This is a genomic window from Enterocloster sp., assembly GCF_057861365.1.
Genome location: NZ_DBMACH010000004.1, coordinates 201,923 through 227,950, shown reverse-complemented (window position 1 = coordinate 227,950; position 26,028 = coordinate 201,923). Strand labels below are relative to the sequence as shown.

Annotated in this window: 19 protein-coding genes and 1 tRNA gene; 16 read left to right on the top strand and 4 right to left on the bottom strand. The window is 49.4% G+C overall.

The genetic code is table 11. The features are described 5' to 3' along the window. Nucleotides 1–144: 144 nt before the first annotated feature. Both ACZM6M_RS06435 and ACZM6M_RS06430 read right to left on the bottom strand, forming a co-directional pair. The gene (locus ACZM6M_RS06435; protein WP_337434370.1) at nucleotides 145–381 is read right to left on the bottom strand and encodes a polya polymerase; all 237 of its coding nucleotides are present in this window, start codon (nucleotides 379–381) and stop codon (nucleotides 145–147) included. 32 nt (nucleotides 382–413) lie between these two features. Then, nucleotides 414–1,277, bottom strand: coding sequence for a PHP domain-containing protein (locus tag ACZM6M_RS06430; protein WP_418762134.1), 864 nt, complete (start codon nucleotides 1,275–1,277; stop codon nucleotides 414–416). A 96-nt stretch (nucleotides 1,278–1,373) separates the two neighbouring features. On the opposite strand from ACZM6M_RS06430, the gene ACZM6M_RS06425 reads away from it, so the two are divergent. The 8 genes from ACZM6M_RS06425 to ACZM6M_RS06390 all read left to right on the top strand — a co-directional run bounded on the left by ACZM6M_RS06425 (nucleotide 1,374) and on the right by ACZM6M_RS06390 (nucleotide 17,651). Beyond that, nucleotides 1,374–2,489, top strand: coding sequence for an ATP-binding protein (locus ACZM6M_RS06425; protein ID WP_418763193.1), 1,116 nt, complete (start codon nucleotides 1,374–1,376; stop codon nucleotides 2,487–2,489). Next, the gene (locus tag ACZM6M_RS06420) at nucleotides 2,450–4,816 is read left to right on the top strand and encodes a DUF5682 family protein (protein ID WP_489489974.1); all 2,367 of its coding nucleotides are present in this window, start codon (nucleotides 2,450–2,452) and stop codon (nucleotides 4,814–4,816) included. The genes ACZM6M_RS06425 and ACZM6M_RS06420 overlap by 40 nt, the downstream gene beginning before the upstream one ends. Beyond that, nucleotides 4,806–5,933, top strand: a complete 1,128-nt coding sequence (locus ACZM6M_RS06415; RefSeq protein ID WP_337434366.1) for a VWA domain-containing protein — start codon at nucleotides 4,806–4,808, stop codon at nucleotides 5,931–5,933. Before ACZM6M_RS06420 ends, ACZM6M_RS06415 begins: the two co-directional genes overlap by 11 nt. Further along, nucleotides 5,930–7,999, top strand: coding sequence for an SWIM zinc finger family protein (locus ACZM6M_RS06410; RefSeq protein ID WP_418493933.1), 2,070 nt, complete (start codon nucleotides 5,930–5,932; stop codon nucleotides 7,997–7,999). Before ACZM6M_RS06415 ends, ACZM6M_RS06410 begins: the two co-directional genes overlap by 4 nt. A gap of 43 nt (nucleotides 8,000–8,042) precedes the next feature. Further along, nucleotides 8,043–11,591, top strand: coding sequence for a DUF4132 domain-containing protein (locus ACZM6M_RS06405; protein WP_489489971.1), 3,549 nt, complete (start codon nucleotides 8,043–8,045; stop codon nucleotides 11,589–11,591). Nucleotides 11,592–11,761: 170 nt separating this feature from the next. After that, complete coding sequence (locus ACZM6M_RS06400) at nucleotides 11,762–13,582, top strand: VanW family protein (RefSeq protein WP_489489970.1); 1,821 nt, start codon at nucleotides 11,762–11,764, stop codon at nucleotides 13,580–13,582. Nucleotides 13,583–13,868: 286 nt separating this feature from the next. Next, nucleotides 13,869–17,405 (top strand): pyruvate:ferredoxin (flavodoxin) oxidoreductase, encoded by a 3,537-nt coding sequence (gene nifJ, locus ACZM6M_RS06395; protein WP_337934168.1) that lies wholly within the window; start codon nucleotides 13,869–13,871, stop codon nucleotides 17,403–17,405. A 173-nt stretch (nucleotides 17,406–17,578) separates the two neighbouring features. Continuing rightward, nucleotides 17,579–17,651, top strand: a tRNA-Ala gene (locus tag ACZM6M_RS06390). Between the two features lie 78 nt (nucleotides 17,652–17,729). On the opposite strand, the gene ACZM6M_RS06385 is transcribed toward ACZM6M_RS06390, so the two are convergent. Next, the gene (locus ACZM6M_RS06385; RefSeq protein ID WP_317439123.1) at nucleotides 17,730–18,602 is read right to left on the bottom strand and encodes a methionyl aminopeptidase; all 873 of its coding nucleotides are present in this window, start codon (nucleotides 18,600–18,602) and stop codon (nucleotides 17,730–17,732) included. Between the two features lie 90 nt (nucleotides 18,603–18,692). Then, nucleotides 18,693–18,908: a helix-turn-helix domain-containing protein gene (locus ACZM6M_RS06380; RefSeq protein ID WP_066549023.1), complete on the bottom strand. Its 216-nt coding sequence runs from the start codon at nucleotides 18,906–18,908 to the stop codon at nucleotides 18,693–18,695. Nucleotides 18,909–19,078: 170 nt separating this feature from the next. Between ACZM6M_RS06380 and ACZM6M_RS06375 the strand changes: the two genes are divergently transcribed. From ACZM6M_RS06375 to ACZM6M_RS06340, 8 genes are all read left to right on the top strand, one after another. Beyond that, the gene (locus tag ACZM6M_RS06375; protein WP_167544882.1) at nucleotides 19,079–19,228 is read left to right on the top strand and encodes a hypothetical protein; all 150 of its coding nucleotides are present in this window, start codon (nucleotides 19,079–19,081) and stop codon (nucleotides 19,226–19,228) included. 200 nt (nucleotides 19,229–19,428) lie between these two features. Next, nucleotides 19,429–19,941 (top strand): DUF1653 domain-containing protein, encoded by a 513-nt coding sequence (locus tag ACZM6M_RS06370; protein WP_489489992.1) that lies wholly within the window; start codon nucleotides 19,429–19,431, stop codon nucleotides 19,939–19,941. A gap of 14 nt (nucleotides 19,942–19,955) precedes the next feature. Continuing rightward, on the top strand, nucleotides 19,956–21,878 hold the full coding sequence (uvrC, locus tag ACZM6M_RS06365) for an excinuclease ABC subunit UvrC (RefSeq protein ID WP_337934171.1): 1,923 nt from the start codon (nucleotides 19,956–19,958) through the stop codon (nucleotides 21,876–21,878). An 81-nt stretch (nucleotides 21,879–21,959) separates the two neighbouring features. Next, nucleotides 21,960–22,892 carry an HPr(Ser) kinase/phosphatase gene (hprK, locus tag ACZM6M_RS06360; protein WP_066549018.1) on the top strand — a complete coding sequence of 311 codons (933 nt, stop codon included), beginning with the start codon at nucleotides 21,960–21,962 and terminating at the stop codon, nucleotides 22,890–22,892. A gap of 25 nt (nucleotides 22,893–22,917) precedes the next feature. Continuing rightward, complete coding sequence (murB, locus tag ACZM6M_RS06355; RefSeq protein ID WP_296038085.1) at nucleotides 22,918–23,829, top strand: UDP-N-acetylmuramate dehydrogenase; 912 nt, start codon at nucleotides 22,918–22,920, stop codon at nucleotides 23,827–23,829. A 37-nt stretch (nucleotides 23,830–23,866) separates the two neighbouring features. Beyond that, on the top strand, nucleotides 23,867–24,733 hold the full coding sequence (gene rapZ, locus ACZM6M_RS06350) for an RNase adapter RapZ (protein WP_066549017.1): 867 nt from the start codon (nucleotides 23,867–23,869) through the stop codon (nucleotides 24,731–24,733). A gap of 22 nt (nucleotides 24,734–24,755) precedes the next feature. Further along, nucleotides 24,756–25,715, top strand: a complete 960-nt coding sequence (whiA, locus tag ACZM6M_RS06345) for a DNA-binding protein WhiA (RefSeq protein ID WP_066549015.1) — start codon at nucleotides 24,756–24,758, stop codon at nucleotides 25,713–25,715. 36 nt (nucleotides 25,716–25,751) lie between these two features. Next, entirely contained in the window at nucleotides 25,752–26,006 is a 255-nt protein-coding gene (locus ACZM6M_RS06340; protein ID WP_066549013.1) for an HPr family phosphocarrier protein, read from the top strand. The last annotated feature ends 22 nt before the right edge of the window (nucleotides 26,007–26,028 follow it).

The window sequence follows — 26,028 nt, the reverse complement described above, 5'->3', positions numbered from 1 at the left end:
TGGGGATTCAATGGAGTTGGACGAAAGTGATAAGAAGTGTGATATATTTATTGGAATATGACAACAATATATATAAAAACAGGGCCGGAAATCATGCCGTAAGAGCATAGCTTCTGAACCCTGAAATATGTGGATTAAATATTTTTATTCCCCCTGATACATAAACCGTATCAGCCGTTCAATATCCTCCTTCTCATGGGCCACCAGATCCAGTTCCCGGATATAGCCGTTTGCGAAGATAGAGGCAATGGACACATACTGGGCCAGCTTGGACTTTAAATTGATACGGTCGCCGTCAGGGGATACCAGCTCTACCGTTCCTTTACATTCATCAATCACCTTAAAAAATTTGTCTACATCTGTGACATTCTGGATTTTCATATTCAACATCCTCCTTTTATTTGTTGACAGATTCAGGTTTCCTTTTGGGATTTGGGGCAGACACAGCGCCGGATATCCTCTAAAAGAAGCTCTGATACCCTCAGTCCGCCCCGGCCTGTGCCGATTGAAATATCCGGCTTGCATGAGCCGTGGAAATCAGAGCCTCCTGTAGGAAGAAGCTTAAGGCCGGCAGCCATTTTCTGCAGCTTGCGGCTTTCCAGAGGGTAATTAGAAGAATGGTAGACCTCTAATCCCTGCATTCCGGCCTCAGCCAGCCGGGTAATGAGGGCTTTCGTCTGTTTGTCTCCGAGCTTGTATAAAAAGGGATGGGCCAAAGCTGCAAAAGCCCCGTTTTTAAGCAGGATTTTTACAATGGATTCCGGCTCGGTCTCCTCCTTGGGCGGGCAGTAGCGGCCACCGTATTCCAGATATTTTTTAAAGGCCTGATTCGCAGAAGAACAGAACCCCCTCTGAACCATGGCACGGGCCACATGGGCTCTTGTGATAACGGTCTGGGGATTGGAACCGAACAGCTCTTCATCTGTAAATGAGATTCCGTCTGCTGCCAGACGGCGGAACATCTCCTCATTGCGCCGGTTCCGGCGGCTTCTCATGTCTTTGAGAAATGCTTTAAGCTCCGGATCGTCCGGATTGATAAAAAGTCCTAAAATATGGATTTCATGGCCTTCGTAATTACCGGATACTTCAATGCCGGGGATAACCTCTACTCCCAGCTCTTTTCCGGCATCAACGGCATCGGCAATCCCGGCAGTTGTATCATGGTCGGTAAGGGCGATGGCGCAAAGACCGGCCTCCTTTGCCAGATGCACAAGATGGGCCGGAGTGAAGCTGCCGTCTGATGCATCAGAGTGTGTATGCAAATCAACAAAACCCATGGATATTCACTTCCTTTTTTTGTATATATAGTAGCACAGCAGACGGAATTTTGCTATACTGATATATATTTTCCTGATATAAAGGAGGACATACAGATGACGGAGCAGCAGTGGATCAAACCGCCGGTGGAAATCCGGTATGCAGAGGAACTAAAGGCATTAAAAGAAAATGATACAGGCCCCAGACCCCTAAACTGGCAGCTTTCACCAAAGGCTGTGCGCACCTTTATTCTGGGAAGTTCAAAGGAGATTCCCTATTCGGGCGGCGCGTGCCGGATCAGGAAGAAATATTTTGGAAATGATGCTCTGGTGGAGCGCAGCATCGTTACGCTGGCGGGAAACAGGGGGCTGATGCTGGTGGGAGAGCCGGGAACGGCCAAAACCATGCTGTCGGAGCTTCTCTCTGCGGCTATCAGCGGCGTCAGCACCAATACGATCCAGGGAACAGCCGGAACCACAGAAGATATGATCAAGTATTCATGGAATTATGCGCTGCTGCTGGCAAAGGGGCCGGTGCGCGAGGCTCTGGTGCCGTCGCCTTTGTATACGGGCATGGAAAAGGGAATCCTTACCCGCTTTGAGGAGATCACCCGTACTCCGGCAGAGATTCAGGACAGCCTGATCAGCGTTTTAAGCGATAAGCTTTTAAATATTCCGGAGCTGTGCGATGAGGGTTTTCTCTTTGCCGCTCCCGGATTTAATGTAATCGGAACGGCCAATACACGGGATAAGGGCGTAAATGAGATGAGCAGCGCCTTAAAACGCCGTTTTAACTTTGAAACGGTTCAGCCGGTGCGTGAGGTTTCCATGGAAAAGCAGATCATTCTAAATGAGGTGGAAAGCCTGGCAAAAGAAAGCCATATGGAAATGGAGCTGGATGAGAGTGCGGCAGAGCTGCTGGCTTCTACCTACCATGAACTGCGGGAGGGAGTATCTTCCCTGGGACACCGGATTGACCGGCCGGGAGCGGTTATGAGTACGGCAGAGGCTGTATCTGTGTACTATCAGACCATGATTTCAGGTTATTACTATGGAAATAAAACCATGGATATTGACTGCCTGGTACAAAATCTTACCGGAGCAATTTCAAAGGAAAACAGGGATGATCTGGAAAAGGTAAAGGCCTATTTTGGAACAGTGATCCGTGACAAGAGCAGCAGAGAGGGCGGAATATGGAGCAGATACTACGACGCAAGGAAATGGCTGAAATAATCCTTCTTCCCGTGCGCCATCACAGCCCGGCCTGCGCCTGGCATATTGTGCGGATGATAGAAAAATTAAAGCCTGATGCGGTTCTGATCGAAGGACCTGAAAATGCAGGCTCCCTGATCCCGGCCATGATCCATGAGGAGACCAAGGCGCCCTTTGCCGTATATTATTCCTATCAGGATCAGGCAGGAGAGATTGGCGGCGGTGAAGAATACTATAAGTGTTATTATCCCTTTCTGGATTATTCGCCGGAGCTGGCAGCCCTGAGGACGTGCAGAGATCTGGGAATCCCAGGTAATTTTATGGATCTGCCTTACAGGGAGATTCTGGCTGCCTGTGAAAAAAGCCGCAGCGAAGGCCTTACAGGGGACCGGCTGCTGTCGGACGGCCGTTTTTTTCAGAAGCTCTGCCAGAAAACCGGTCTGCGCTCCTTTGATGAATTTTGGGAGAAGTACTTTGAAATCCAGGGCCTGTGCATGGAGAGCGAAACCTGGTTTGAAATGCTTCTTGGCTACTGCCGGATGATCCGGGAGGATACCCCGACGGAGCAGATCTGTTCAGAGGGCTGCGAGGCCAGAGAGCAGTTTATGGCAGGAAGGCTTAAGAAAAAGGCGGCCGAGGTGGGAGAAGAAGGGCTGGTGCTTGGAATCACAGGCGGATTTCATACTCCGGCGCTGGCAGAGTATCTCAGGGAACAGACAAAGCTTAAAGAATGGAAGGAACAGGCAAAAAAGGGGGAGGAGGGTATTTACCTGATGCCCTATTCCATGGAGGAGACAGACGCCTGGGGCGGTTATGCCAGCGGTATGCCTTTTCCCGGCTTTTACCAGAGAATATGGGAAAAACTGGAAGAAAATAAAGAGAAGGAACAGCCGCAGAAGGGAGTGTATGAAGGAGCAGTCCTTGATTTCCTGATTGAGACCGGAAGGGACGGGAGAAAAAAGGACGGCGTTCCCACCACCTATGATGAGATCTGTGCTCTGGATCAGGCAAGAGGGCTTGCATCCCTTCGGGATAAGAGAGAGCCCGGAGCCTGGGAATTAAAGGATGCGGTGCTTTCCTCCTTTATTAAGGGCGAGTGCTCCTTATCATCGGATAAGCCACTTCGGATTCTCAAAAAGCATATGACAGGAACCCGGTTGGGAAAGCTCTGCAAGCAGGCTGAGGTACCGCCTCTGATTCAGGATTTTGAAAGGCAGTGCGCCAGGTTCGGCATCCGAAGCCGGTCTGCTATGGAGATCAAGCGGGTACTCACCCCATTTTCCAACGAAAAACACAGGGAAGAGAGCAAATTTTTAAACAGGATGGTATTTCTTCAGACAGAGTTTGCCAGAAAGACAAAGGGACCGGATCTGCGTCTGGGAAGAGACCGGAATATGATGCGGGAAACCTGGATCTGCCGCTTCAGACCCTCCGTAGCAGCAGCCCTTATGGACGTATCCGTCCGGGGGGCAGTGATTGAGGAGGCAGTGACAAGCCTTGTAAGAGAGGAACTTAAGACGGAGAGTGATGCCGGGAAAGCCGCCCTTTTGCTTACCTCTGTGTTTGAAATGGGACTGGATCAGGAGATGGAGCCTGTTTATGAAGCGGTCAGCCGGATCATTCTGGAGGATACCCGGTTTTTTGCAGTGGCAGAGGCATTGTCACGCCTGCGGATGCTGAAAGAGCTTCAGGGGCTTTACCGGGTAAATCTTCCTTTTGAACGGCTGATCGCAGGCTGTTATGAAAAGCTGGTGATCCTTCTTCCCTCCATGGCCCGGATTAAGGATGAGGATCTGGAAAGCGCCATGAAGGCCATGAAGCTTCTCTATCAGACCGGAGGGCAAACAGGCTGCAGCAGGGAGGCATATTTTGAGGCTTTAGAGCGGATGCGGGAGGATGGAAAGCTCCATCCGGGCCTGGAGGGATGTATTCACGGGATCCTGTTTGGCTGCGGCAGGGAAGAGGCGTATGAAGCGGAGGCTGCGGGCCGGGGATACATTACCGGAACCAGAGAGCAGCTTCTTAAAACGGCTGTTTTTCTCAGAGGCCTTTTTTTCACAGCTAGAGATCTCATTTTTATGGGGCAGGGCATGATTCCCATGCTGGATGCGTTTTTCTCCCAGGTGGAGGATGGGGAATTTTTAGAACTTCTGCCCCAGCTTCGTCTGGCCTTTGGCGCATTTACTCCGGGAGAGTTAAAGAGGGTTGGAAATCTGGCGGCCGGGCTTCACCGGGAAAAAAGTCTGGAAAAAGAAACGCCGCCAGTACTTCCGGGTGTGCTTGCCTATGGGAAAGAACTGGAAAACTTTGTAAAACTATCCATGGAGGGAGAGCCGGATGAGAGATGAAAAAGAGATACTGAACCGCTGGCGTCTGGCTCTGGGCCGGTATGCCGAAGGGCCCGTGCATTTTTCAGAGGGCAGTCTGCCCTATGGTGAAATGGATCAGGTGCTGGAGTTCCTTTATTCCAGAGAGTACGGGGAAGAACAGGAGATCCGAAAGGACCGCGGGGGAAGCGGCGATCCCTCCAGCCTTACCGTACCCTCCTGGATTGAGAAACTGCGCCGCCTGTTTCCCAAGTCAACCGCAGAGATTATGGAGCGCCATGCTCTGGAAAAGTACAATATGACGGAGCTTTTAACGGATCCTGAGGTATTAAAGCGCATGGAGCCCAACAGGGAGCTGTTAAAAATGGTGCTGGAACTGAAATCCATGATGAAGGGGCCGGTTCTTGAAATGGCCCGTGAGGTGGTAAAAAAGGTCGCAGAAGAGCTTACAAAGGAGCTGGAGCAGGAGATACGGCCTGCGCTTACAGGCCGCATGGATCGTTTTTCGGGCAGTCCGGTGCGCTCTATGCGGAATCTGGATATAAAGAAGACCATTCGGATGAATTTAAAGCATTATGATGTGGAAAAGAGGCAGCTTCTGCTGGATCAGGTCTATTTTTACGGCAGGCTGAAACGCCACAGCCCATGGAATGTAATCATCTGTGTTGATGAAAGCGGCTCCATGATGGACAGCGTGATCCACAGTGCTGTCATGGCGGGGATTTTTGCCAGGCTTCCGGTGATGGATGTGAAGCTGGTTATTTTTGATACCAGTGTGGTGGATTTAAGCGGATATGTGGAAGACCCGGTCGAAACGCTTATGAGTATCCAGCTGGGCGGCGGCACGGACATCGGAGGAGCTTTAAGGTATTGTGAAACCCTGATCGAAGCTCCGGCCAGAACCATTGTGGTGCTGGTATCCGATCTTTATGAGGGTGTAAGCCAGGCAAATATGTACGGCGCTGTGAAGGATATTGTGGAAAGCGGGGCCAGACTGGTAGCTCTTACAGCTCTGGACCGTCAGGCAGATCCGGTATATGACAGAAATGCAGCAGAAAAGATGGCGCGGCTGGGGGCTCATGTAGGGGCTATGACTCCGGAGCAGCTGGCAGAATGGATGGGGAAAATCATAGCATGACAGATTGGAAAACCATACTGGCCGGTGCGGATGACGAATATCTGGCCGGTCTCAGCAATAAGGGTACGGTAAAGCGGGCCCATAAGGACAGAGAAACTACTCCCTGTGAGATTTTGGATACAGGGGATCAGGGCATAAATGTAAAGCTTGGAGAGGAAGAGCTTCTGATCGCTCCGGTGCTGGCGGAAAGCCGGTGCAGCTGTCCGTCCAGATCCATATGCAGGCATATTGTGCAGGCTATTTTGGTTCTTAAGGATATGTATGAAGCGGGAGAAGGCGGGATAAAAGAGGAGAAGAAAGAAAAATCCGAAGCTCTGCCCTCAGAGGAGCTTTGGCAGGCCGTTCTGGAGATTGGGAACCAGAAGATCATACGGGCATTAGGGATGAAGAAGCTTGGGGAGGTACTGGGGCAGATCCGGGCGGGGAAAAGGGCAGATATCGCTCGTTCCAGCACGGTTTTGGTGGAGCTTCCGGATTCAGAGTTGCAGGTAAAATTTCTGCTTCCGCTGGAATATTCCTCCTGTACCTGCAAAAAGAAGGAATTTTGCGCTCACAGGGCTGCTGCGGCTTTGTGGTGCCGTATGGAGGCGGGAACTCTGCGTTTGGAGGAATTTGAAAAGGAAGAGGAAGAACCGAAAGCGGATCTGAACCGGATACGGGAAAAGGCCGGTGAGATGAAGGCTGCATTAGAGGATATATTAGCTTCCGGCCTTTCACGCACTGCCAGTCAGAGTGCCGATACCTTAGAACGGCTGGCAGTGATCAGCCACAATGAAGGACTGGCCTCCTTTGAAGATGCGTTCCGGAGCCTTCAAAATGGATATGAAGCGTATTTTAGCCGTTCATCCTCTGTAAATGCCGCAGGGCTGATGGATGAAAGCGCCCGCCTTTATGAACAGATCTGCCGTTTGAGCCGGGTGAAAACAGACGGGGAGCTTAGGAACCTGGGAGGAGTCTTTCACATGGACTATGAACCGGCAGGAGATATGGAACTGATCGGCATTACGGCGGAGGCCTTTCAGAGCAGAAACGGTTATCAGGGAGAAACGGTATATTTTCTGGAAAAGAATACAAAGAAATGGTATACATATACCAGCGCCCGTCCGGTGTACTATGACAGCCGGGGAAGACGGGGGCGGATGGAAAAGGCAGCCGCCCCCTGGGGATTAAATGTATCCTTAGAGGAACTGGCCGGAACAGAGGTCTGCTTAAAACAGGCAAAAGCCGGAAAAACAGGCCGTCTGTCATCCAGTCAGGATACAAAAGGCATGATAACAGGAAAACACAGCTTCTGCCCGGAGGACGCGGGAAAATGGCTTTATAAAGACTTTGGAGCGCTTTTTAAAGAACAGTGTTTTTTGAAAAACAGCTGGTTGAAACGGGAGGAGGAGACGCTGCGGATCGTGTGCGTTCAGGCTGCAGCCTGGGATGCGGCCCGTTTTTCTCAGGCAGAGCAGAAATTTTCCATGGCTGTTTTTGATTCCAATGGGAAAGAACTTTTGACAGAGATGGCATACAGCAGGCGGGAGGACGCGAATATCCGCTATCTGGAGCGGATTGCAGATCAGGTGGAAAAGGGAGAAATTCCCATTCCTGCCATTGCAGGCAAGCTGTACTTAAAAGATGGGAAAATGATCCTTCATCCTCTGGAGATTTTTCAGTGGGGGCAGGAAGCCGGCAAACGGGAAGCGTTTGCAGATGAATGGGTTTCAGATTCACCGCAGGAACGGGAACGGGTACTTAAAATCAATGCCATGGAGCAGATGTACCGCCTTCTGGAAGAGGTCAGCCAGCAGATCGAGGATCTGTACCAGAGCGGGTTTGACGCCGTTCATGACAGCACCCTTGGGATGCTTCGGCAATGGGCGGAACGTGCAGGAGAGAGCGGGCTTGCCTTTCTTGGCATACAGCTTGGGAAGCTGTGCCGGGAGATTGAAGGCTGCCGTCACAGCCTGCATCCCGTTCATGGGGCAGAACTGGAAATTTATGTAAATATAGCGGAATACCTGTGGCTGGCCAGAGGAAAGACGGAGTTTGATCTGGCAGAAGCCTACTATACACAGTGATAGACGATACAGCAAAAATCCGGTAAAAAGGAGGAGAAGGCGTATGATACAGCCAAAGAGAACATATGGGGATAAAATAATGGAAACTCTGGAGAAAATCGGTCTGTCTGAACAGGAACGGGAGAAGATTTTTTCCTATGTATCAGGCGAACGGGGAGAGGAAGCCTTACAGGGCTTAACGGCAAGGGACTTTTACCAGCTTGCCGAGACGCAGCTGGAGGCTGCGGCAGCTCTGTTTAGCCATTTCTGCGACCGGCATTCAGAGGAAGCAAAAAAAATGCTCCGGGTGCTTTTTACACTGGGACAGTCAACCTGCGGCGCGCTGGAACGGGGGAATTATGCATGGCGTTACAGCTTTATGAGAGAGGGGAAGGACTTCTGGGGACTGAAGCCGGAAGAGTGGCTTTCGGTTGTGGCAGAGATCGCGGGCAGAAACAATGATACACGTTTCAGCTATCTGATGGATCAGATGATAAAACAGACTAAGACTCCGGAATACCTGCTGTCAGCCATGAAGTATTGCATCGGGGATATGGCTAATGGCAGGCTGATCCTTCTTTCCCTCTATTTTCTCCGGAAATACCCGGATAAAAAGCTGGAAGAACCCAAAGAGGGGGCTGCGGGTGCAAAGGGTATTTTGAACCGGCTTGTTTCAGCGTTTGGAAATGAAAACGGGCTTTCCGGTGAAGACGCGGAGCTTATGAGGCAATATGAAACGATTGTATGCAACACTATTGAAGACGCGCTGCCGTCCTCTGTTTCCAAGGCGAGCCGGTTTCAGATCGCCCGTGCGCTAAAGGAAGGATCCATGACGGATGAGATCCGTTCTCTGGCAGGTCCTCTGGCCCAGAATAATCTTATTACATGGCTCATATGCGGAACCGCTTTTATGAATATGGCCCTGTCCCCCTGTCTGATGCGCACAGTGGATCTGTATCTGGCTTCTGATATGAACTGCTGCCTTCCTATTATGGAGCAGCTGGATTTCCGCAGAGATCTTCATGAACGGGGAGGAAGCTTTGATGAGCTGTTCCATCTGGACAGCAAGTCCTACATTTCCTGGGCAGCCATCAGAAAGCAGGGGAAGATTCTTTGCAGCCAGCTTAAAAAGAATAAGGAGCTGTATCTGGAATGCCTAAAGGAGGCGGATCTGGAGCAGATGAATTACATGATGAATGTGGTTCGCAGCGCAGATCCTAAGCTTTATAAAACCCTTCAGTCCTCTGCCGGCATGCGCAGAAGAGATGCGGTTATAAAGGTACTGACAGAGGAAAAAGGCCCGGAAACCCAGACGTTAATTGATTACCTGTATGGACGGGTTCCTTTCAGCGCTCTGTATCCATATGAGGAACAGATGGCAAAAAACAGCCATTTTTACAGGGGCTATAGACTGCGTAATCTGCTGGACGGCTTTCCTGCTAAGGATGAGGACCGGGAATTTTTTAACCGCTGCCAGGCCTGTACCTTTCTTCGGCAGGAGGGGTACTTTATGTCCTCGGGAAAAAATCCGTTCTACCAGCCGAAGGAAGAAGCCTTTGCAGGATTTTTTAAAGACATGGAAGAAGCGGGAATGGATGAGGCGCATCTGTTAAAGACCTTTATCCTGAATGTAAAATCCTTATACCTTGATTCGGATAAGGAACGCTGCTTTGAGCTGGCAGCCAGAAGAGTATTTCTGTATAAGCTCAGAGCCAATCCGGAAGCAGTGATGGAAGTGTTTCGTGAGTCTGAGGCAGAAGGCCGCCGTCTGGGGCTTATGACCATGGCTCTGATGGCAAAAGAGTACAAAAAAGAAATTCTTTCCTATGCAAAGGATACGGCTAAATCCGTCCGGGAGGAGCTTTTAAAAATTTTAGAGGAGCAGAAGGACTGGAAGGATGATATACTTGTTCTTTTAAGCGATAAAAAGGCAGGCCCCAGGGAAGCTGCGGTATATGTTTTGGCTGCATGGAATGACGTTTCCGACCGCCCGGCTCTTGAGGCAGCTCTTGAAAAGGAAAAAAATGCCAAGGTGCGCCGGCTTTTAACCCAGGTGCTGGGGGTAAAGGAGGAAGAAAATGAAAGCCCCTCCGGCGTTTTAAAGAGGGAGGATCTGGTAAAAGCCCTTCATAAAGGAGGAAAGAGCCGCACGCTGTCCTGGGCCTTTCAGACTCCTTTCCCGGCGGTTCATTTTGAAAACGGGGAGGAGGCGTCCGTTGAATACCTTCAGGCCATTCTCCTGTGCTATGCCGGAGCAGGAACCAGTCCGGGCGTAAATAAGGACGCTGAATTTCTGGCCGGAGACCTTAAGAAAGAGGAGTTTTCTCTTTATGTAAATGAACTTTTTGACCGTTTTATGGAGCAGGGCGCAGAAGCAAAGAAGAAATGGGTTCTTTATGCAGCGTCCATCCACGGAGGCGATCTGATGGTTAAAAAGCTGTACCGTCAGATCCAGGAATGGCCGGCAAATGCCAGAGGCGCCATGGCCTGTGAGGCGGTCAACGCACTGGCCTTAAGCCCTGTTTCAGAGGCGCTTTTAAAGGTAGACGGCATTGCGTCAAAATTCAAGTTCCGTCAGGTGAAGGCTGCGGCTGCCAAAGCGCTGGAATTTGCTGCCGGACAGCTTGGGATTACCAGAGAGGAGCTTTCAGACCGGATTGTGCCGGATCTCGGTTTTAATGAGCGGATGGAGCGTGTTTTTGACTATGGAGCAAGATCCTTTACCGTGTCCATTACCCCGGAGCTTGAAATTCAGGTTCGGGACCAGGAGGGCAGAAAGCTTAAAAATATGCCTGCTCCGGGCAAGCGGGATGAGGAAGATAAGGCGGCAAGGGCTTATGAGGAGTTTAAAGCTATGAAAAAGCAGTTAAAAACCGTGGCTGCCAGCCAGAAGCAGAGGCTGGAGCTGGCCCTGTCATCCGGACGTATGTGGAAGAAGGAGGACTGGGTGGAGCTGTTTACGAAAAAGCCGGTGATGCACCCCTTTGCCATTGGCCTGATCTGGGGTATATATAAGGAAGAAACACTTACAGGCAGCTTCCGGTATATGGAGGACGGCTCCTTTAATACGGTGGATGAAGAGGAGCTGGAGCTGCCTGAGGACGCAGTAATCGGCCTGATCCATCCCATTGAGCTTTCAAAGGAAGAGAGGGACGCATGGAAGGAGCAGTTGGAGGATTATGAAATCATTCAGCCTGTGGAACAGCTGGGCCGCACTGTGTACCTCATTTCCGAAGAAGAAGCGGGGCAGAAGGCAGTGGAGCGCTTTGAAGGAGTGATCCTTAACGATCTGTCTCTCATCGGAAAAATGCAGGCTCTTGGCTGGTATACGGGTTCTGTTCAGGATGCGGGCTGTTTTTATACCTTTTACCGGGAAGACGGAAAGCTGGGAGCGGAGCTTCATTTTTCAGGAACCTATATCGGAGGACAGAACGAGGAGGTAACAATAGAAGATGTCCGTTTCTATCCGGCCGGAACCATAGAGAGGGGAAGCTATGTCTATGATGAGGCGGATGATAAAAAGGCGCTTCTTCTGGAGCAGGTTCCGCCTAGATATTTCAGCGAGATTATTTTGCAGCTTTCAAAGGTCACAGCCTCTAAAAAAGAGCAGTGAAATACTTTGGTAATACTTCCATAATATTTCATTTATAATAAGTAACAGTAAATTCATAAATAGAAAAAATCAAAGGAAAAAAATATAAAAAGCGGTTCCATTTTAAATAAAGTATGCTATACTACAAGCTGTAATTAATGCAAAAGTATTTTGAACAAGGTGTGAGAAAAATGAATCAGTTAGAAAACAACAGCAGGAACCGCAGCGCTTCGCCGGGCAGAAGCCGGGCAAAGGGCGCAGACAGAGGACGTAGTGCTTCCGGGAGAGCATCATCCAGAGGTACCTCTTCCAGAAATACAGGACACGGCGGCTCACGCAGCAGTTCCTCTTACCGCTCCGGCCAGGCAGGAAGGATGAACGCCATGCAGAATGTAAGGCGGAACAGCCGCCGCCACAGAAGAAAAGGGCCGGATTATAAATGGATTGCCATTGGAGGCGTGATCCTGATCGTAGTGATTACCTGCATTGCTATGGCGTTAAATGGAAAGAACTCTGATGAGACGGGAGTGCAGGCAACAACAGAGGCAGTGACAGAAACCGAGATGAAAAAAGAGGTGTCCGTAGACGGCATTTCCATCACCGGCCTTTCCAAATCTCAGGCCAGAGAGGTGCTGTTAAAAGAATTTCCATGGAGCATGACCGTTTCTTATGATTCTGAAGTTTATGAGGTAAATGACCTGATGGCCGGAAAAATCGATTCTCTTTTAAATGAGATCTACAGCGGAGAGCCTCAGGAAAGCTACACGCTGGATACGGCCGGATTAGAAGAGCAGATTAAAGCGGAGGCAGCAGCCTGCGCGGCGAAGTGGGATAAGAAGGCAAAAAATGGTTCCATCGACAGCTTTAATGCAGAAACAGGGAAGTTCGTTTTCGCGGGAGAGGAGAATGGCTTTGCCATTGATCAGGAAAAGCTGATCGATGATATCACACAGGCTCTGGCTGCAAAGGACTTTGATGCCAAAATTGAGGCATCCGGCAGCACGGTGGCACCTGAGATTACGGCGGTCAGCGCAAAGGAGCAGTATAAGACCATTGGTTCCTTTACTACAAATACCACATCCAATAAAAACAGAAATACGAATGTCCGTCTGGCGGCAGAAGCTATTAACGGCACCGTTATCAAGCCGGGCCATGAGTTCTCCTTTAACGGAACTGTAGGCCAGCGTACAGAGGCTAAGGGTTATAAGGGTGCGGCTGCCTATAATAACGGTGAGGTTGTTCAGGAAATCGGCGGAGGCGTATGCCAGGTTTCAACTACTCTGTACAATGCGGTATTTAAAGCAGGCTTAAAGATCAGCTATCGCCGTTCCCATACCTTTGAGCCAAATTATGTAACTCCGGGACGAGATGCTACTGTAAGTTATGAGCAGCCTGATTTTAAATTCATCAATACCTCAAGCACAGCGATCGGCTTGCGGGCAAGCTATGCGGATCAGAAGATGACGGTATCTGTATATGGTATCCCGATTCTGGAGGACGGCATCACCTGGGATCTGGAGTCTAAAAAGGTAGAAGACCTTGGTGTGCCGGAACCGGAATATGTAGAAGATCAGACTCTGGATCCGGGAGTGGAAAAGACCACAAGCAAGGGAAGCTCCGGAAGCCGCTGGGAAACCTATAAGGTTGTCTATAAGGACGGCAAGGAGATTTCCAGAGAACTGGATCATAAAACAACGTATAAGGGCCACAAGCCGGTAGTCCACCGCAATACCAGCGGTGTGGTATTAAATCCGGAGGAAACCACCACGCAGGCAACAACGGTTACGCCGACAGTGGACGGAATGCCGGAGGGATATACCGGCCCTGCTGAGACGACCCAGTCCCAGCCTGGGTCAGGTACGGCTTCCTCTGCTCCGGCAGAAGGGCCGGGATCAGCTTCTACAGAGCCGTCTTCCGTACCTGTGGCCCCTGCTCCGTCAGAGGACGCGCCTTCCGGTTCACAGGGCGGGCCGGGAGCCGGAGCCGTGGTTGTTCCCGTAAAGCCGGAATAGCGGTTTGAATTTTTGAAAATTTTAAGAAAGAAGCAGTCCGTAAAATCCCCAAATGGAAATTTTACGGCTGCTTCTTTTTCGCTATTTCTGGCTGTCAGAGGATTTATGCATAAATTATACTGTATACATTGTATTTTTTGCAGTAATAGCAATTAAGCATTTGCAATTTGTTAAAGAATTGTTTATAATAATATACAGGTCAGTCCGCTAAAGGCTATGTGCCGTCGGGCGGACTTACATGTATACTATCATATACATATTTCACTAATTGCAGGAGGAAATCAAAATGGCAAGAAAAATGAAAACCATGGATGGTAACCATGCAGCAGCTCATGCTTCCTATGCATTTACTGATGTAGCGGCTATTTATCCGATTACCCCATCCTCACCTATGGCAGAAGCTACAGATGAATGGGCAACAGACGGAAGAACCAACATCTTCGGTCATGAAGTTCAGATTACAGAGATGCAGTCTGAGGCTGGTGCAGCAGGTGCTGTACACGGTTCTCTGGCAGCAGGTGCGCTGACCACCACCTATACTGCTTCCCAGGGTCTGTTACTGATGATCCCTAACCTTTACAAGATCGCAGGCGAGCAGCTGCCAGGCGTATTTAACGTATCTGCCCGTGCACTGGCAAGCCATGCATTATCTATTTTCGGTGACCATTCCGACGTTTATGCCTGCCGTCAGACAGGATGCGCTATGCTGTGTGAGTCCAGCGTACAGGAAGTTATGGACTTAACTCCAGTTGCTCATCTGGCAGCAATCAAGGGCAAAGTTCCTTTCATCAACTTCTTTGACGGTTTCCGTACATCTCACGAGATCCAGAAGATCGAGACCTGGGATTACGAGGACCTGAAGGATATGGCTGATATGGATGCGATTGCAGCATTCCGTAAGAACGCTCTGAATCCAAATCATCCATGCCAGAGAGGTTCTGCTCAGAACCCTGATATTTTCTTCCAGGCAAGAGAGGCATGTAACCCCTACTACGATGCACTTCCTGCAATTGTTCAGGAGTACATGGACAAGGTTAACGCTAAGATCGGTACAGATTACAAGCTGTTCAATTACTACGGCGCTGCTGATGCAGAGCATGTGATTGTTGCTATGGGTTCTGTAAATGATACCATCGAGGAGACCATTGATTACCTGGTTGCACAGGGCAAGAAGGTTGGTGTTGTTAAAGTTCGTCTGTACAGACCATTCTGCGCACAGGCACTGATCGATACCATTCCTGAGTCTGTAAAGACCATCACTGTATTAGATAGAACAAAAGAGCCAGGCGCTATGGGCGAGCCTCTGTATCTGGATGTTGTTGCAGCTCTTAAGGGCAGCAAGTTTGACCAGATCAAGATCCAGACCGGACGTTACGGCTTAGGTTCCAAGGATACCACACCTGCTCAGATCGTAGCAGTATTTGAGAATGAGACAAAGAGCCCATTCACGATCGGTATCGTGGATGACGTTACAAATCTGTCTCTGGAGATTGGCGCTCCTTTAGTTACTACTCCAGAGGGAACAACCAACTGTAAGTTCTGGGGTCTTGGCGCTGACGGTACGGTAGGTGCTAACAAGAATTCCATCAAGATCATCGGTGATAACACTGATATGTACGCTCAGGCATACTTTGATTACGACTCCAAGAAGTCCGGCGGTGTTACCATGTCTCATCTGCGTTTCGGACACAGCCGCATCAAGTCTACCTACCTGATCCGTCAGGCTAACTTCGTTGCCTGCCACAATCCTTCTTATGTACGCAAGTACAACATGGTTCAGGAGCTGGTTGACGGCGGTACCTTCCTGTTAAACTGCCCATGGGATATGGAAGGTCTTGAGAAGCATCTGCCAGGACAGGTTAAGAAGTTCATCGCTGATCATAAGATCAACTTCTACACCATCGACGGTGTTAAGATCGGTATCGAGACCGGCATGGGCCCGACCCGTATCAATACTATCCTTCAGTCCGCATTCTTCGAGCTGACAGGCATCATTCCTGCTGAGAAGGCAAATGAACTGATGAAGGCAGCTGCAAAGGCAACCTACGGCCGCAAGGGCGAGGACGTTGTTATGAAGAACTGGGCAGCAATCGATGCCGGCGCTAAGGGCGTTCACAAGGTAGAGGTTCCTGCAAGCTGGTCTCAGTGCGAGGACGAAGGCCTTGATTATAAGGTAGTTACCGAGGGCCGCAAGGAAGTTGTTGATTTCGTAAACAATATCCAGACCAAGGTAAGCGCTCAGGAAGGAAACTCCCTGCCTGTATCCGCATTCAAGGATTATGTAGACGGTACTACACCATCTGGTTCTTCCGCATACGAGAAGCGTGGTATTGCAGTAAATGTTCCTGTATGGAATGTTGACAACTGTATCCAGTGTAACTTCTGTTCCTATGTATGTCCTCACGCTGTTATCCGTCCGGTAGCTATGACAGCTGATGAAGCTGCTAACGCTCCTGCAGATATGAAGATGAAGGATATGACCGGTATGCCAGGCTACAAGTTTGCCATGACCATCTCTGCACTTGACTGTACAGGATGTGGCTCCTGTGCAAATGTCTGCCCAGGCATGAAGGGCAACAAGGCTCTGGAGATGAAGCCTCTGGAAGAGAGCCTCAGCGAGCAGGCTATCTTTGACTTTGGCCAGACTGTATCCATCAAGGATGAGGTTGTTGCAAAGTTCAAAGAGAACACTGTTAAGGGAAGCCAGTTCAAGCAGCCTCTGCTTGAGTTCTCCGGCGCATGTGCAGGCTGTGGCGAGACTCCTTACGCTAAGCTGATCACCCAGCTGTTTGGTGATAGAATGTACATTGCAAACGCAACAGGATGTTCCTCTATCTGGGGCAACTCCTCACCTTCTACACCATACACCATGAACGCTAAGGGACAGGGTCCTGCATGGGATAACTCCCTGTTTGAGGACAATGCTGAGTTCGGTTATGGTATGTTACTGGCTCAGAACGCAATCAGAGACGGCTTAAAGGCTAAGGTTGAGAGCGTTATGGCAAATGAGAACGCAACTGACGATATCAAGGCAGCCTGCAAGGAGTGGTTAGATACCTATGGCATCGGCGCTCTGAACGGTTCTGCAACCGATCGTCTGGTTGCTGCATTATCCGGCGTTGACTGCCCGGTTTGCAAGGACATCGTAGCTAACAAGGATTTCCTGGCTAAGAAGTCTCAGTGGATCTTCGGCGGTGACGGATGGGCTTACGATATCGGCTTCGGCGGCGTAGACCACGTTCTGGCTTCCGGTAAGGATATCAACATCATGGTATACGATACCGAGGTTTACTCCAATACAGGCGGACAGGCTTCCAAGGCTACCAAGACCGGTGCAGTTGCTCAGTTCGCAGCTGGCGGTAAGGAGACCAAGAAGAAGGATCTGGCTGGCATCGCTATGAGCTACGGCTATGTATACGTTGCACAGATCTGTATGGGCGGCGACATGCAGCAGACCGTTAAGGCACTGGCTGAGGCTGAGGCATATCCGGGACCATCTCTGATCATTGCATATGCTCCATGTATCAACCATGGTATCAAGAAGGGCATGAACAAGGCTCAGACTGAGGAGAAGCTGGCATTAGAGTGTGGCTACTGGAATAACTTCCGTTACAATCCTGCAGCAGAGAAGAAGTTCACTCTGGATTCCAAGGCTCCTAAGATGGAAGGCTATCAGGACTTCTTAAAGGGCGAGGTTCGTTACCTGTCTCTGACCATGAAGAATCCTGAGAGAGCAGCAGAGCTGTTCGCACGCAACGAGCAGGAGGCTAAGGAGCGCTTTGAGCACTTATCCAAGCTGGTTGCTCTGTATGGAAATGAATAATTTCTACAGTGAAAATGTATATTAAATGATAGAAGCTCCCCGGAAGGCGAAAACCTTTCGGGGAGCTTGTGTCTTGGAAACCTTTTGAGAAAAGTTTGGAAAATACTTGATTTATTCTGCCGGATATGGTATTATCAACGAGTCGACGCCAGTTGATATAAATATGTTCCAATGGGGGTATAGCTCAGTTGGGAGAGCGCTTGCATGGCATGCAAGAGGTCATGGGTTCGAATCCCACTATCTCCATTAAAAAAAGTCCTGTATTACAGGACTTTTTTTAATGCGTGCTGCATTTCGTGTTGCATACTCTATTCGGAAAATCGTCTACCACGCCAGTATTTCATATCCATCCTCTGTGATCAGCACCTGGATTTCCCATTGGGCGGAGGGCAGTCCGTCATCCGTATATACCGTCCAGTCGTTGTCCGCATCCACAAATACATCCGGCCGTCCCATATTTACCATGGGTTCAATGGTAAAGCACATTCCGGGAACCATGAGCATTTCTGTACCTTTTTTGGACACATAGCTTACCCAGGGTTCTTCATGGAATTCCAGTCCCACGCCGTGACCGCCGATTTCACGGACAATGCTGCAGCCGTTTTCTTTGGCAAAATTATGGATTGCCTGCCCCATATCACCTAAAAATCCCCAGGGACGTACTTCTGTCAAACCAATCTCCAGACATTGTTTTGCTGTATCTACCAATCGTTTTTTCTCCGGAGAAACCGCTCCGATGCAGAACATACGGGAGGAATCAGAAAAATAACCATTATAGATAGTAGAGACGTCTATGTTTATAATATCGCCTTCTTTCAGAATGTCATTTTCGGATGGAATGCCGTGGCATACCTGGTCATTGACAGAGGTGCAGACGCTTCTGGGAAAGCCGTTATAGCCCAGAGGCGCGGGAATGCCTCCTAAACGGGTGGTCTGTTCATAGACCCACAGATCGATCTGGGCAGTAGTGATGCCGGGGCCGATATGTGCAGCTACATAATCAAGAACGGCTACATTGATCCGGGCACTCTCTTTTATGCCACGGATCTGTTCGGGTGTTTTTAATAAGGCTCTGGTGGGGACGATGGCGCCCTGACGACGGAACTGGGTCAGCTTTTCTTCCAGCTCCATGTGACAGTCTTTGTATTTTTTACCGCTGCCGCACCAGCAGGGATCATTTCTTCCAATCTTCTGCATTACAAAGAAACCTCCTTATACGTTAAGCTTCTTAAAGTATAGCACAGGAAAAAACAGAAGGCTATTGTAAAATGTTCAGAGTTTGACCGTTTAATGTGGTTTATCTTCAGGAGGTATGTACGCGGCAATTTCACCCACCTGGCAGTTCAGAATATGGCACAGATCGTCAATGGTGATTGTGCTTAAGGGTTTATCCTTTCGCAGACGGTCAATGGTAGCACTGGAAATTTGATGTTTATGGATTAGGGTATAGGTGGTTTCGGGTGACTTTTTCAGGGTTTCCCAGAATGGCTTATAAGTAATCATAAATATTCCTCCTTATCAGAAGTATAAAATTAACAGCCTCTACTATATAAAACGGATGAAGGAGAGAAATTCCCCGTCTGTCAGAAAAAAATTTAAAACTTGCATTTTTGCGGAAAAACGGTATAATGTGAGTCGGATCCAGATGTGGTCCTTAGGAGGAAAAGAGGATTATGAAACTGAAAAAAGGATTGGAATGCTTTGCCTGGGTGATTCTGGCAGCAGTGCTGATTCTTGTAAATGCGGCAGCGGCGAATGCAGATGAATTTTCCGGTCAGGAATATTTAGCTGCAGGAAAAGACGCGGCAGCTTCTTTACAGTAAGGAATGCAGAAGCATACCTTTTCAGACCCAGGTGTACGCCCCGCAGCTTTGCAGACAGCATAGCAGCGGGGCGTTTTTATCTGTCCGGACAAAATTCCGTTGATTCTAAAATGAGATATGGTATACTAAAAAGATAAACACAGAGTTCGGCATAGGCCGGGCGGAAATGAGGTAGATGCATTTTGCAGCAGAGAGAGTGTATGCCTGTGCCGGGAGCATTTTACAGGCATTTTAAAAATAAACTGTATCAGGTCATAGCAGTGGCTGTTCATTCAGAAACAGGAGAGCCTATGGTGGTGTATCAGGCACTGTATGGAACGTTTGGTATGTATGTCCGCCCTCTGGAGATGTTTATGAGTCCGGTAGACCGGGAAAAATATCCGGATGCGGATCAGGAATACCGTTTTGAGCGTGTATGGCCGGAGAATGATCCTGTAAGAACTGCCTGGCAGGAAAGGAAACAGGGGGAGACGGATAAGGAAGAGGAACTTCCAGGCCCCTGGCTGGAGCGTTTTTTGGATGCGCTGCGCCCTGAGGATAAGTTAGCTGTTTTGAAACAGATGGAAGGAAAGGCAACCAAACGGGAGCTGGATTGTATGTTTATGGCTATGGATTTAAAACCGGAGCCAGAAATGCCTGTGGAGGAGCAGATTCAGGCGCTCCGCCGCTATGTACAGCTTCTGCGCCGCTATGACGGCACACGGCTGCGCTGAACAGGAGGGTTTTGATGTTTGATCTGGAAGAGGAATTAAAAAAACTCCCTGCCAGTCCGGGCGTTTATCTGATGCACAATGACAGGGATGAGATCATCTATGTGGGAAAGGCAGTCAGCTTAAAAAACCGGGTGCGCCAGTATTTTCAGAGCAGCCGGAATAAGACTGCCAAGATCGAACAGATGGTTTCCCATATTGCCTGGTTTGAGTACATTCTAACCGATTCAGAGCTGGAAGCGCTGGTATTGGAATGCAATCTGATCAAGGAGCATCGCCCCAGATACAATACCATGTTAAAGGATGATAAGACATATCCTTACATCAAGGCTACGGTGGGTGAGGATTTCCCAAGACTTTTATTTTCAAGGGATATGAAAAAGGATGGGCGCAGCCGGTATTTTGGCCCATATACCAGCGCCGGGGCAGTCAAGGATACGCTGGATTTGATCCATAAGCTGTACCGGATCCGCACCTGCAGCCGGAATCTGCCGAAGGATACGGGAAAGGAGAGGCCCTGCTTAAATTACCACATCAAGCAGTGTGATGCTCCCTGTCAGGGGTATATTTCAAAGGAGGATTATCAGAAGTCCTTTGGACAGGCGCTTGATTTTTTAGGAGGCCATTACGAGCCTCTTCTGCGTTCCCTGAAGGAGAAAATGGAGCAGGCGTCGGAGCAAATGGAGTTTGAAAAGGCCATTGAATACCGGGAGCTGTTAAACAGTGTAAAGCAGGTGGCACAGAAGCAGAAAATTACCAGCAGCAGCATGGAGGACCGTGATATTGTGGCTCTGGCAAGAGACGAAAGGGACGCTGTGGTACAGGTATTTTTTATCAGGGAAGGAAAGCTGATCGGAAGGGATCATTTTCATTTGTCAGCAGGAGCGGCAGAGAGCGAGGAGGAGATTCTGGACGGCTTTGTAAAGCAGTTTTATGCAGGAACGCCGTTTATCCCAAGGGAGCTTTGGCTTCAGTATCCCATTACAGACAGCGAGGTTATCAGCCAGTGGCTGACCGCGAAAAGGGGACAGAAGGTAAGGCTGGTGGTGCCCCAGAAGGGGGAGAAGGAAAGGCTGGTGGAGCTGGCGGCAAGAAATGCGGCTCTGGTTCTGTCTCAGGATAAGGAACGGATCAAAAAGGAAGAACTGCGTACCATAGGAGCCATGAACCAGATTGGAGCGCTCATTGGGATTGGTGCAGTGCGCCGGGTGGAGGCCTTTGACATTTCCAATACAAGCGGCGTGGAGTCGGTAGGTTCTATGGTAGTTTATGAGGACGGAAAGCCAAAGCGCAGTGACTACAGGAAATTTAAGATCCGCACCGTCCAGGGGCCAAATGACTATGCCTCCATGGAAGAGGTTTTAACCAGACGGTTTTCTCATGGAATGGAGGAGGCAAAGAACCTCAGAGCGGAGGGAAAGGAACTTTCTTTTGGAAGCTTTACCCGTTTTCCGGATCTGATCATGATGGACGGCGGAAGAGGACAGGTCAATATTGCCCTTGGAGTTCTTGAACAGATGGGCCTTTCCATTCCGGTATGCGGCATGGTAAAGGATGATTTTCACCGCACCAGAGGCCTGTATTTCAACAATAAAGAGGTGCCTATTGACCGGCACAGCGAGGGCTTCCGGCTTATTACGCGGATTCAGGATGAAGCCCACCGGTTTGCCATTGAATATCACCGAAGCCTTCGGGGAAAAGGGCAGGTAAGATCGGTACTGGATGAAATCCCGGGCATCGGCCCTGCCAGACGGAAGGCGCTGATGCGCCAGTTTAAGGATATCGAGGCCATAAGAAATGCAGACATACAGGAGCTGGCCCAGACGCCTCAGATGAATCAGAAGGCCGCAGAGGCCGTTTACCATTTTTTTCGTAAAACAGGGGGGCATTCGTTCTGCGGCGGAATGTGCGCGGATGTAAAAACACATGACAATCAGTGAAACTTGTGATAGTATATATGTTAACCAGACAGCCTTTCCGCGTCCATGTGCGGAGAGCAGACACAAGGGGGTAATTATACCATGCATGGAGTAACCATCAGTGAGCTTATTGAGAAAATGAAACTGCGCAACACCACACCGGAGATTGATACGGATAAGATCGTACTGACCCATCCAGATGTAAACCGTCCTGCGCTGCAGCTTACCGGATTTTTCGATCATTTTGACAGAGAGCGCGTACAGATCATAGGATACGTGGAGCAGGCATATATCAATACCATGGACAGAGAAGTGAAGCGTCAGATGTATGATAAACTGACCTCCAGCCAGATTCCCTGCCTTGTATTCAGCCGGGGACAGAATCCCGATGATGATCTGCTGGAATACTGCAATTATTACGGTGTTCCCTGTCTTGTATCAGATAAGACAACCTCATCCCTGATGGCAGAGGTCATCCGCTGGCTCAATGTGAAGCTGGCTCCCTGCATCAGCATCCACGGAGTGCTTCTTGACGTATTCGGTGAAGGTGTGCTGATCATGGGAGAGAGCGGGATTGGAAAGAGTGAGGCGGCGCTGGAGCTGTTAAAGAGGGGACACCGCCTTGTGACGGATGATGTGGTGGAGATCCGCCGTGTCAGCGACGATACCCTGATCGGAAGTGCGCCGGATATTACCCGGCATTTTATTGAGCTTCGTGGTATCGGGATCATTGATGTAAAGACTCTGTACGGTGTTGAGAGTGTAAAGGATACACAGTCGATCGATATGGTGATCAAGCTGGAGGACTGGAACCGGGATAAGGAGTATGACCGCCTGGGCCTGGAAGATCAGTATACGGAATTTCTGGGCAATCAGGTTGTGTGCCACACCATTCCCATCCGTCCCGGACGAAATCTTGCCATAATCGTAGAGTCGGCGGCTGTAAACCACCGCCAGAAGAAGATGGGCTACAATGCGGCTCAGGAGCTGTATAACCGTGTACAGGCAAATTTAAAAAACGGGATGAATGACTGATATTCAGACCGGAGAAAGGAAACAGATGGAGCTTAAAGAAAAACTGCAGGCTCTTTTGGAGCTGGAGGGCTTTCCGTGCCGTTTTATGGAGCCTATGAGCAGCCACACCACTTTTCGGATCGGAGGTCCCGCAGCGGCTTATGTATGTCCGTCCGGAGAGACAGAGCTTAAAACGGTCCTCTCTTTCTGCAGAAGGGAGAAGCTTCCGTTTTTCATTCTGGGAAATGGAAGCAACCTGCTGGTCAGTGATGCAGGATATGAGGGAGTGGTTATTTCCACGACAGAGGGGCTGACGCGTCTTGAGGCAGAAGGAGAGAGGATTTTTGCATCATCCGGACAGCTTTTAAGCCGAACGGCGAAAAGAGCTTTAAAGGAGGGGCTTACAGGTCTTGAATTTGCGGCAGGGATTCCGGGAACCATAGGAGGCGCTCTGGTGATGAATGCCGGGGCCTATGGGTCAGAGATAAAGGATGTACTGGAGTATGCCAGAGTTATGACGCCGGAGGGAGAAATCCTTACTCTTGGGCCAAAGGAGCTTAAGATGGATTACCGCACCAGCTGTATCCCTGCTATGGGTTATACCGTGCTGGACGCCTGCTTTCGCCTGAAAAAAGGAAATCGGGATGAGATTGAGGCGTATATGAATGAACTGTCTTTAAAACGCAGGGAAAAGCAGCCTCTTCAGTATCCGAGTGCGGGCAGTACCTTTAAACGGCCAAAAGGGCATTTTGCGGCCAGACTCATTGAGGATGCCGGATTAAAAGGCTTTACCGTCGGCGGCGCGCAGGTGTCCCAAAAGCACAGCGGCTTTGTGATTAACAGGGGCGATGCCACAGCGGCAGATGTGATGGAACTCTGCCGTCAGATTCGGGAGCGGGTAAAGACACAGTTTGATGTGGAGCTGGAAATGGAAGTAAAGACACTGGGGAAATTTTAAGGTGGATTACGATAAAGAGTACGAGGTGAACTGACAGATGAAGCTTGTAATTGTCACCGGAATGTCTGGGGCCGGAAAAACCATTGCTTTAAAAATGCTGGAGGATCTGGGGTTTTACTGTGTGGACAATCTGCCTATCTCCTTGGCAGATAAATTCGTGCAGCTGGTATCGGACGGAGGAACTGTGCAGAAGGCGGCTCTGGGGATCGATATCCGCAGCGGGGAGGGTCTAAAAGATCTGGAAGGCGTTATCGAAAAGTGGCGCAGAGAACAGATGGATGTACAGATCCTTTTTCTGGATGCAAGCAATACCGCTTTGATCAAACGCTATAAGGAAACAAGACGTTCCCATCCTCTGGCCGGAAAGGGACGGCTGGAAACAGGCATTGAAAAGGAACGGGCCAGAGTGGCGTTTTTAAAGAAGGGATCGGATTTTATTATTGATACCAGCATGCTTTTGACAAAGGAACTGCGTCAGGAGCTGGAAAAGATATTTTTAAAGGAAGAAAGCTTTAAAAATATGTTTGTTACCGTTATGTCTTTTGGCTTTAAGTATGGTATTCCTGAGGATGCAGATCTGGTCTTTGATGTGCGTTTCCTCCCGAACCCTTACTATGTGGAGGAGCTGCGTCCCCTGACCGGAGAAAACCAGTCTGTGAGAGATTATGTGATGCAGGGGAATACAGCAGAGACGTTTATAGAGAAGCTGAATGACATGATGGATTTCCTTCTTCCCAATTATATCAATGAAGGGAAAAATCAGCTGGTTATCGCTGTCGGATGCACCGGGGGAAAGCACCGGTCTGTCACCATTGCAAAGGCTCTGTATGACCATTTGAAGAGCCACGGAGAATATGGGATCCGCATGGATCACAGAGATATTGATAAGGATAGTAAACGATAACAGGGAAAGTTAAGAGGGAGCAATGTCATTTTCTTCCAAAGTAAAGGAGGAACTGTCCAGACAGTGGTCTCCGGCAAGGCACTGCCAGATCGCAGAAACAGCGGCTGTTTTAAGCCTCTGCGGCCGGGTAAAGATATCGGCCTCCGATCACTATGCCATTGAGATCCATACAGAAAATCTGGCAGTTGCAAGAAAATACTTTACATTATTGAAAAAAACATTTAATATAAATACGGATGTTTTAATCCGCCGGGGCCAGATGCCGGGGCGGAGCCGAACATATATGGTAGCAGTGAGAGAGCATGAGGATGCGCTCCGGGTTCTTCAGGCGTCCAAACTTTTGGATTCTTATGGAGAAATTGCGGAGGATCTGTCGCTGATACATAACGTTGTGGTGCAGAATGTCTGCTGTAAGCGGGCATTTATCCGCGGGGCCTTCCTTTCGGCGGGTTCCATCAGTGATCCGGAAAAGTTCTACCATTTTGAGATCACCTGTGCATCCATGCGGAAGGCAAAGCAGCTTCAGGGGCTGATGGCTTCATTTGATATTGAGGCCAGGATCGTTCTGCGCAAACGCTATTTTGTAGTGTATGTAAAGGAGGGAAGCCAGATCGCAGAGCTGCTTCAGATCATGGAGGCGCCGGTGGCGCTTATGGAGCTGGAAAATATCCGGATCGTAAAGGAGATGCGAAACAGCGTAAACCGTCAGGTAAACTGCGAGACTGCCAATATCAATAAAACGGTTTCGGCAGCCGTAAAGCAAATGGAGGATATCCGGTATATTCAGGATACCATAGGACTTGAGTCCCTTCCGGAGAACCTTCAGGAAATGGCAAGAGTGAGGCTGGAACGGCCGGAGGCGACACTTAAGGAGCTGGGGGAAGCTCTGGAGCCGCCGGTGGGAAAGTCAGGAGTCAATCACCGGCTGAGAAAACTCAGCCTTATGGCGGAGGATTTAAGGGAAAAGTTCCCGGAGCAGTAAGGAAACGCTCCATCCGCAGATATGAGGAGGATAATCATGAAGAAAAAAATAATTACCGTTGAACTGCCCGATGGATTAGAAGCAAGACCGGCCGCTATGCTGGTGCAGGTTGCCAGCCAGTACGACAGCAGAATCTATCTGGAGTCCGGTTCCAAGCGTGTAAATGCAAAGAGTATTATGGGAATGATGACCCTTGGGCTGATTGCCGGCCAGTCCATCACAGTAGAGGCTGACGGTGCGGATGAGGATCAGGCAGTGTCTGAGATTGAGAAGTATCTCATCAATGCATAAGTGTTTCAGAGAGATTAAAAGG

Excerpts from the sequence above, each read along its gene's own strand:
- uvrC (WP_337934171.1), top strand. The coding sequence starts at position 19,956 with ATGTTTGATCTGGAAGAGGAATTAAAAAAACTCCCTGCCAGTCCGGGC.
- ACZM6M_RS06405 (WP_489489971.1), top strand. The coding sequence starts at position 8,043 with ATGATACAGCCAAAGAGAACATATGGGGATAAAATAATGGAAACTCTG.
- ACZM6M_RS06430 (WP_418762134.1), bottom strand. The coding sequence starts at position 1,277 with ATGGGTTTTGTTGATTTGCATACACACTCTGATGCATCAGACGGCAGC.
- ACZM6M_RS06410 (WP_418493933.1), top strand. The coding sequence starts at position 5,930 with ATGACAGATTGGAAAACCATACTGGCCGGTGCGGATGACGAATATCTG.
- ACZM6M_RS06375 (WP_167544882.1), top strand. The coding sequence starts at position 19,079 with ATGAAACTGAAAAAAGGATTGGAATGCTTTGCCTGGGTGATTCTGGCA.
- whiA (WP_066549015.1), top strand. The coding sequence starts at position 24,756 with ATGTCATTTTCTTCCAAAGTAAAGGAGGAACTGTCCAGACAGTGGTCT.
- rapZ (WP_066549017.1), top strand. The coding sequence starts at position 23,867 with ATGAAGCTTGTAATTGTCACCGGAATGTCTGGGGCCGGAAAAACCATT.
- ACZM6M_RS06380 (WP_066549023.1), bottom strand. The coding sequence starts at position 18,908 with ATGATTACTTATAAGCCATTCTGGGAAACCCTGAAAAAGTCACCCGAA.
- nifJ (WP_337934168.1), top strand. The coding sequence starts at position 13,869 with ATGGCAAGAAAAATGAAAACCATGGATGGTAACCATGCAGCAGCTCAT.
- ACZM6M_RS06435 (WP_337434370.1), bottom strand. The coding sequence starts at position 381 with ATGAAAATCCAGAATGTCACAGATGTAGACAAATTTTTTAAGGTGATT.
- murB (WP_296038085.1), top strand. The coding sequence starts at position 22,918 with ATGGAGCTTAAAGAAAAACTGCAGGCTCTTTTGGAGCTGGAGGGCTTT.
- ACZM6M_RS06370 (WP_489489992.1), top strand. The coding sequence starts at position 19,429 with ATGCCTGTGCCGGGAGCATTTTACAGGCATTTTAAAAATAAACTGTAT.
- hprK (WP_066549018.1), top strand. The coding sequence starts at position 21,960 with ATGCATGGAGTAACCATCAGTGAGCTTATTGAGAAAATGAAACTGCGC.
- ACZM6M_RS06420 (WP_489489974.1), top strand. The coding sequence starts at position 2,450 with ATGGAGCAGATACTACGACGCAAGGAAATGGCTGAAATAATCCTTCTT.
- ACZM6M_RS06415 (WP_337434366.1), top strand. The coding sequence starts at position 4,806 with ATGAGAGATGAAAAAGAGATACTGAACCGCTGGCGTCTGGCTCTGGGC.
- ACZM6M_RS06385 (WP_317439123.1), bottom strand. The coding sequence starts at position 18,602 with ATGCAGAAGATTGGAAGAAATGATCCCTGCTGGTGCGGCAGCGGTAAA.
- ACZM6M_RS06425 (WP_418763193.1), top strand. The coding sequence starts at position 1,374 with ATGACGGAGCAGCAGTGGATCAAACCGCCGGTGGAAATCCGGTATGCA.
- ACZM6M_RS06400 (WP_489489970.1), top strand. The coding sequence starts at position 11,762 with ATGAATCAGTTAGAAAACAACAGCAGGAACCGCAGCGCTTCGCCGGGC.
- ACZM6M_RS06340 (WP_066549013.1), top strand. The coding sequence starts at position 25,752 with ATGAAGAAAAAAATAATTACCGTTGAACTGCCCGATGGATTAGAAGCA.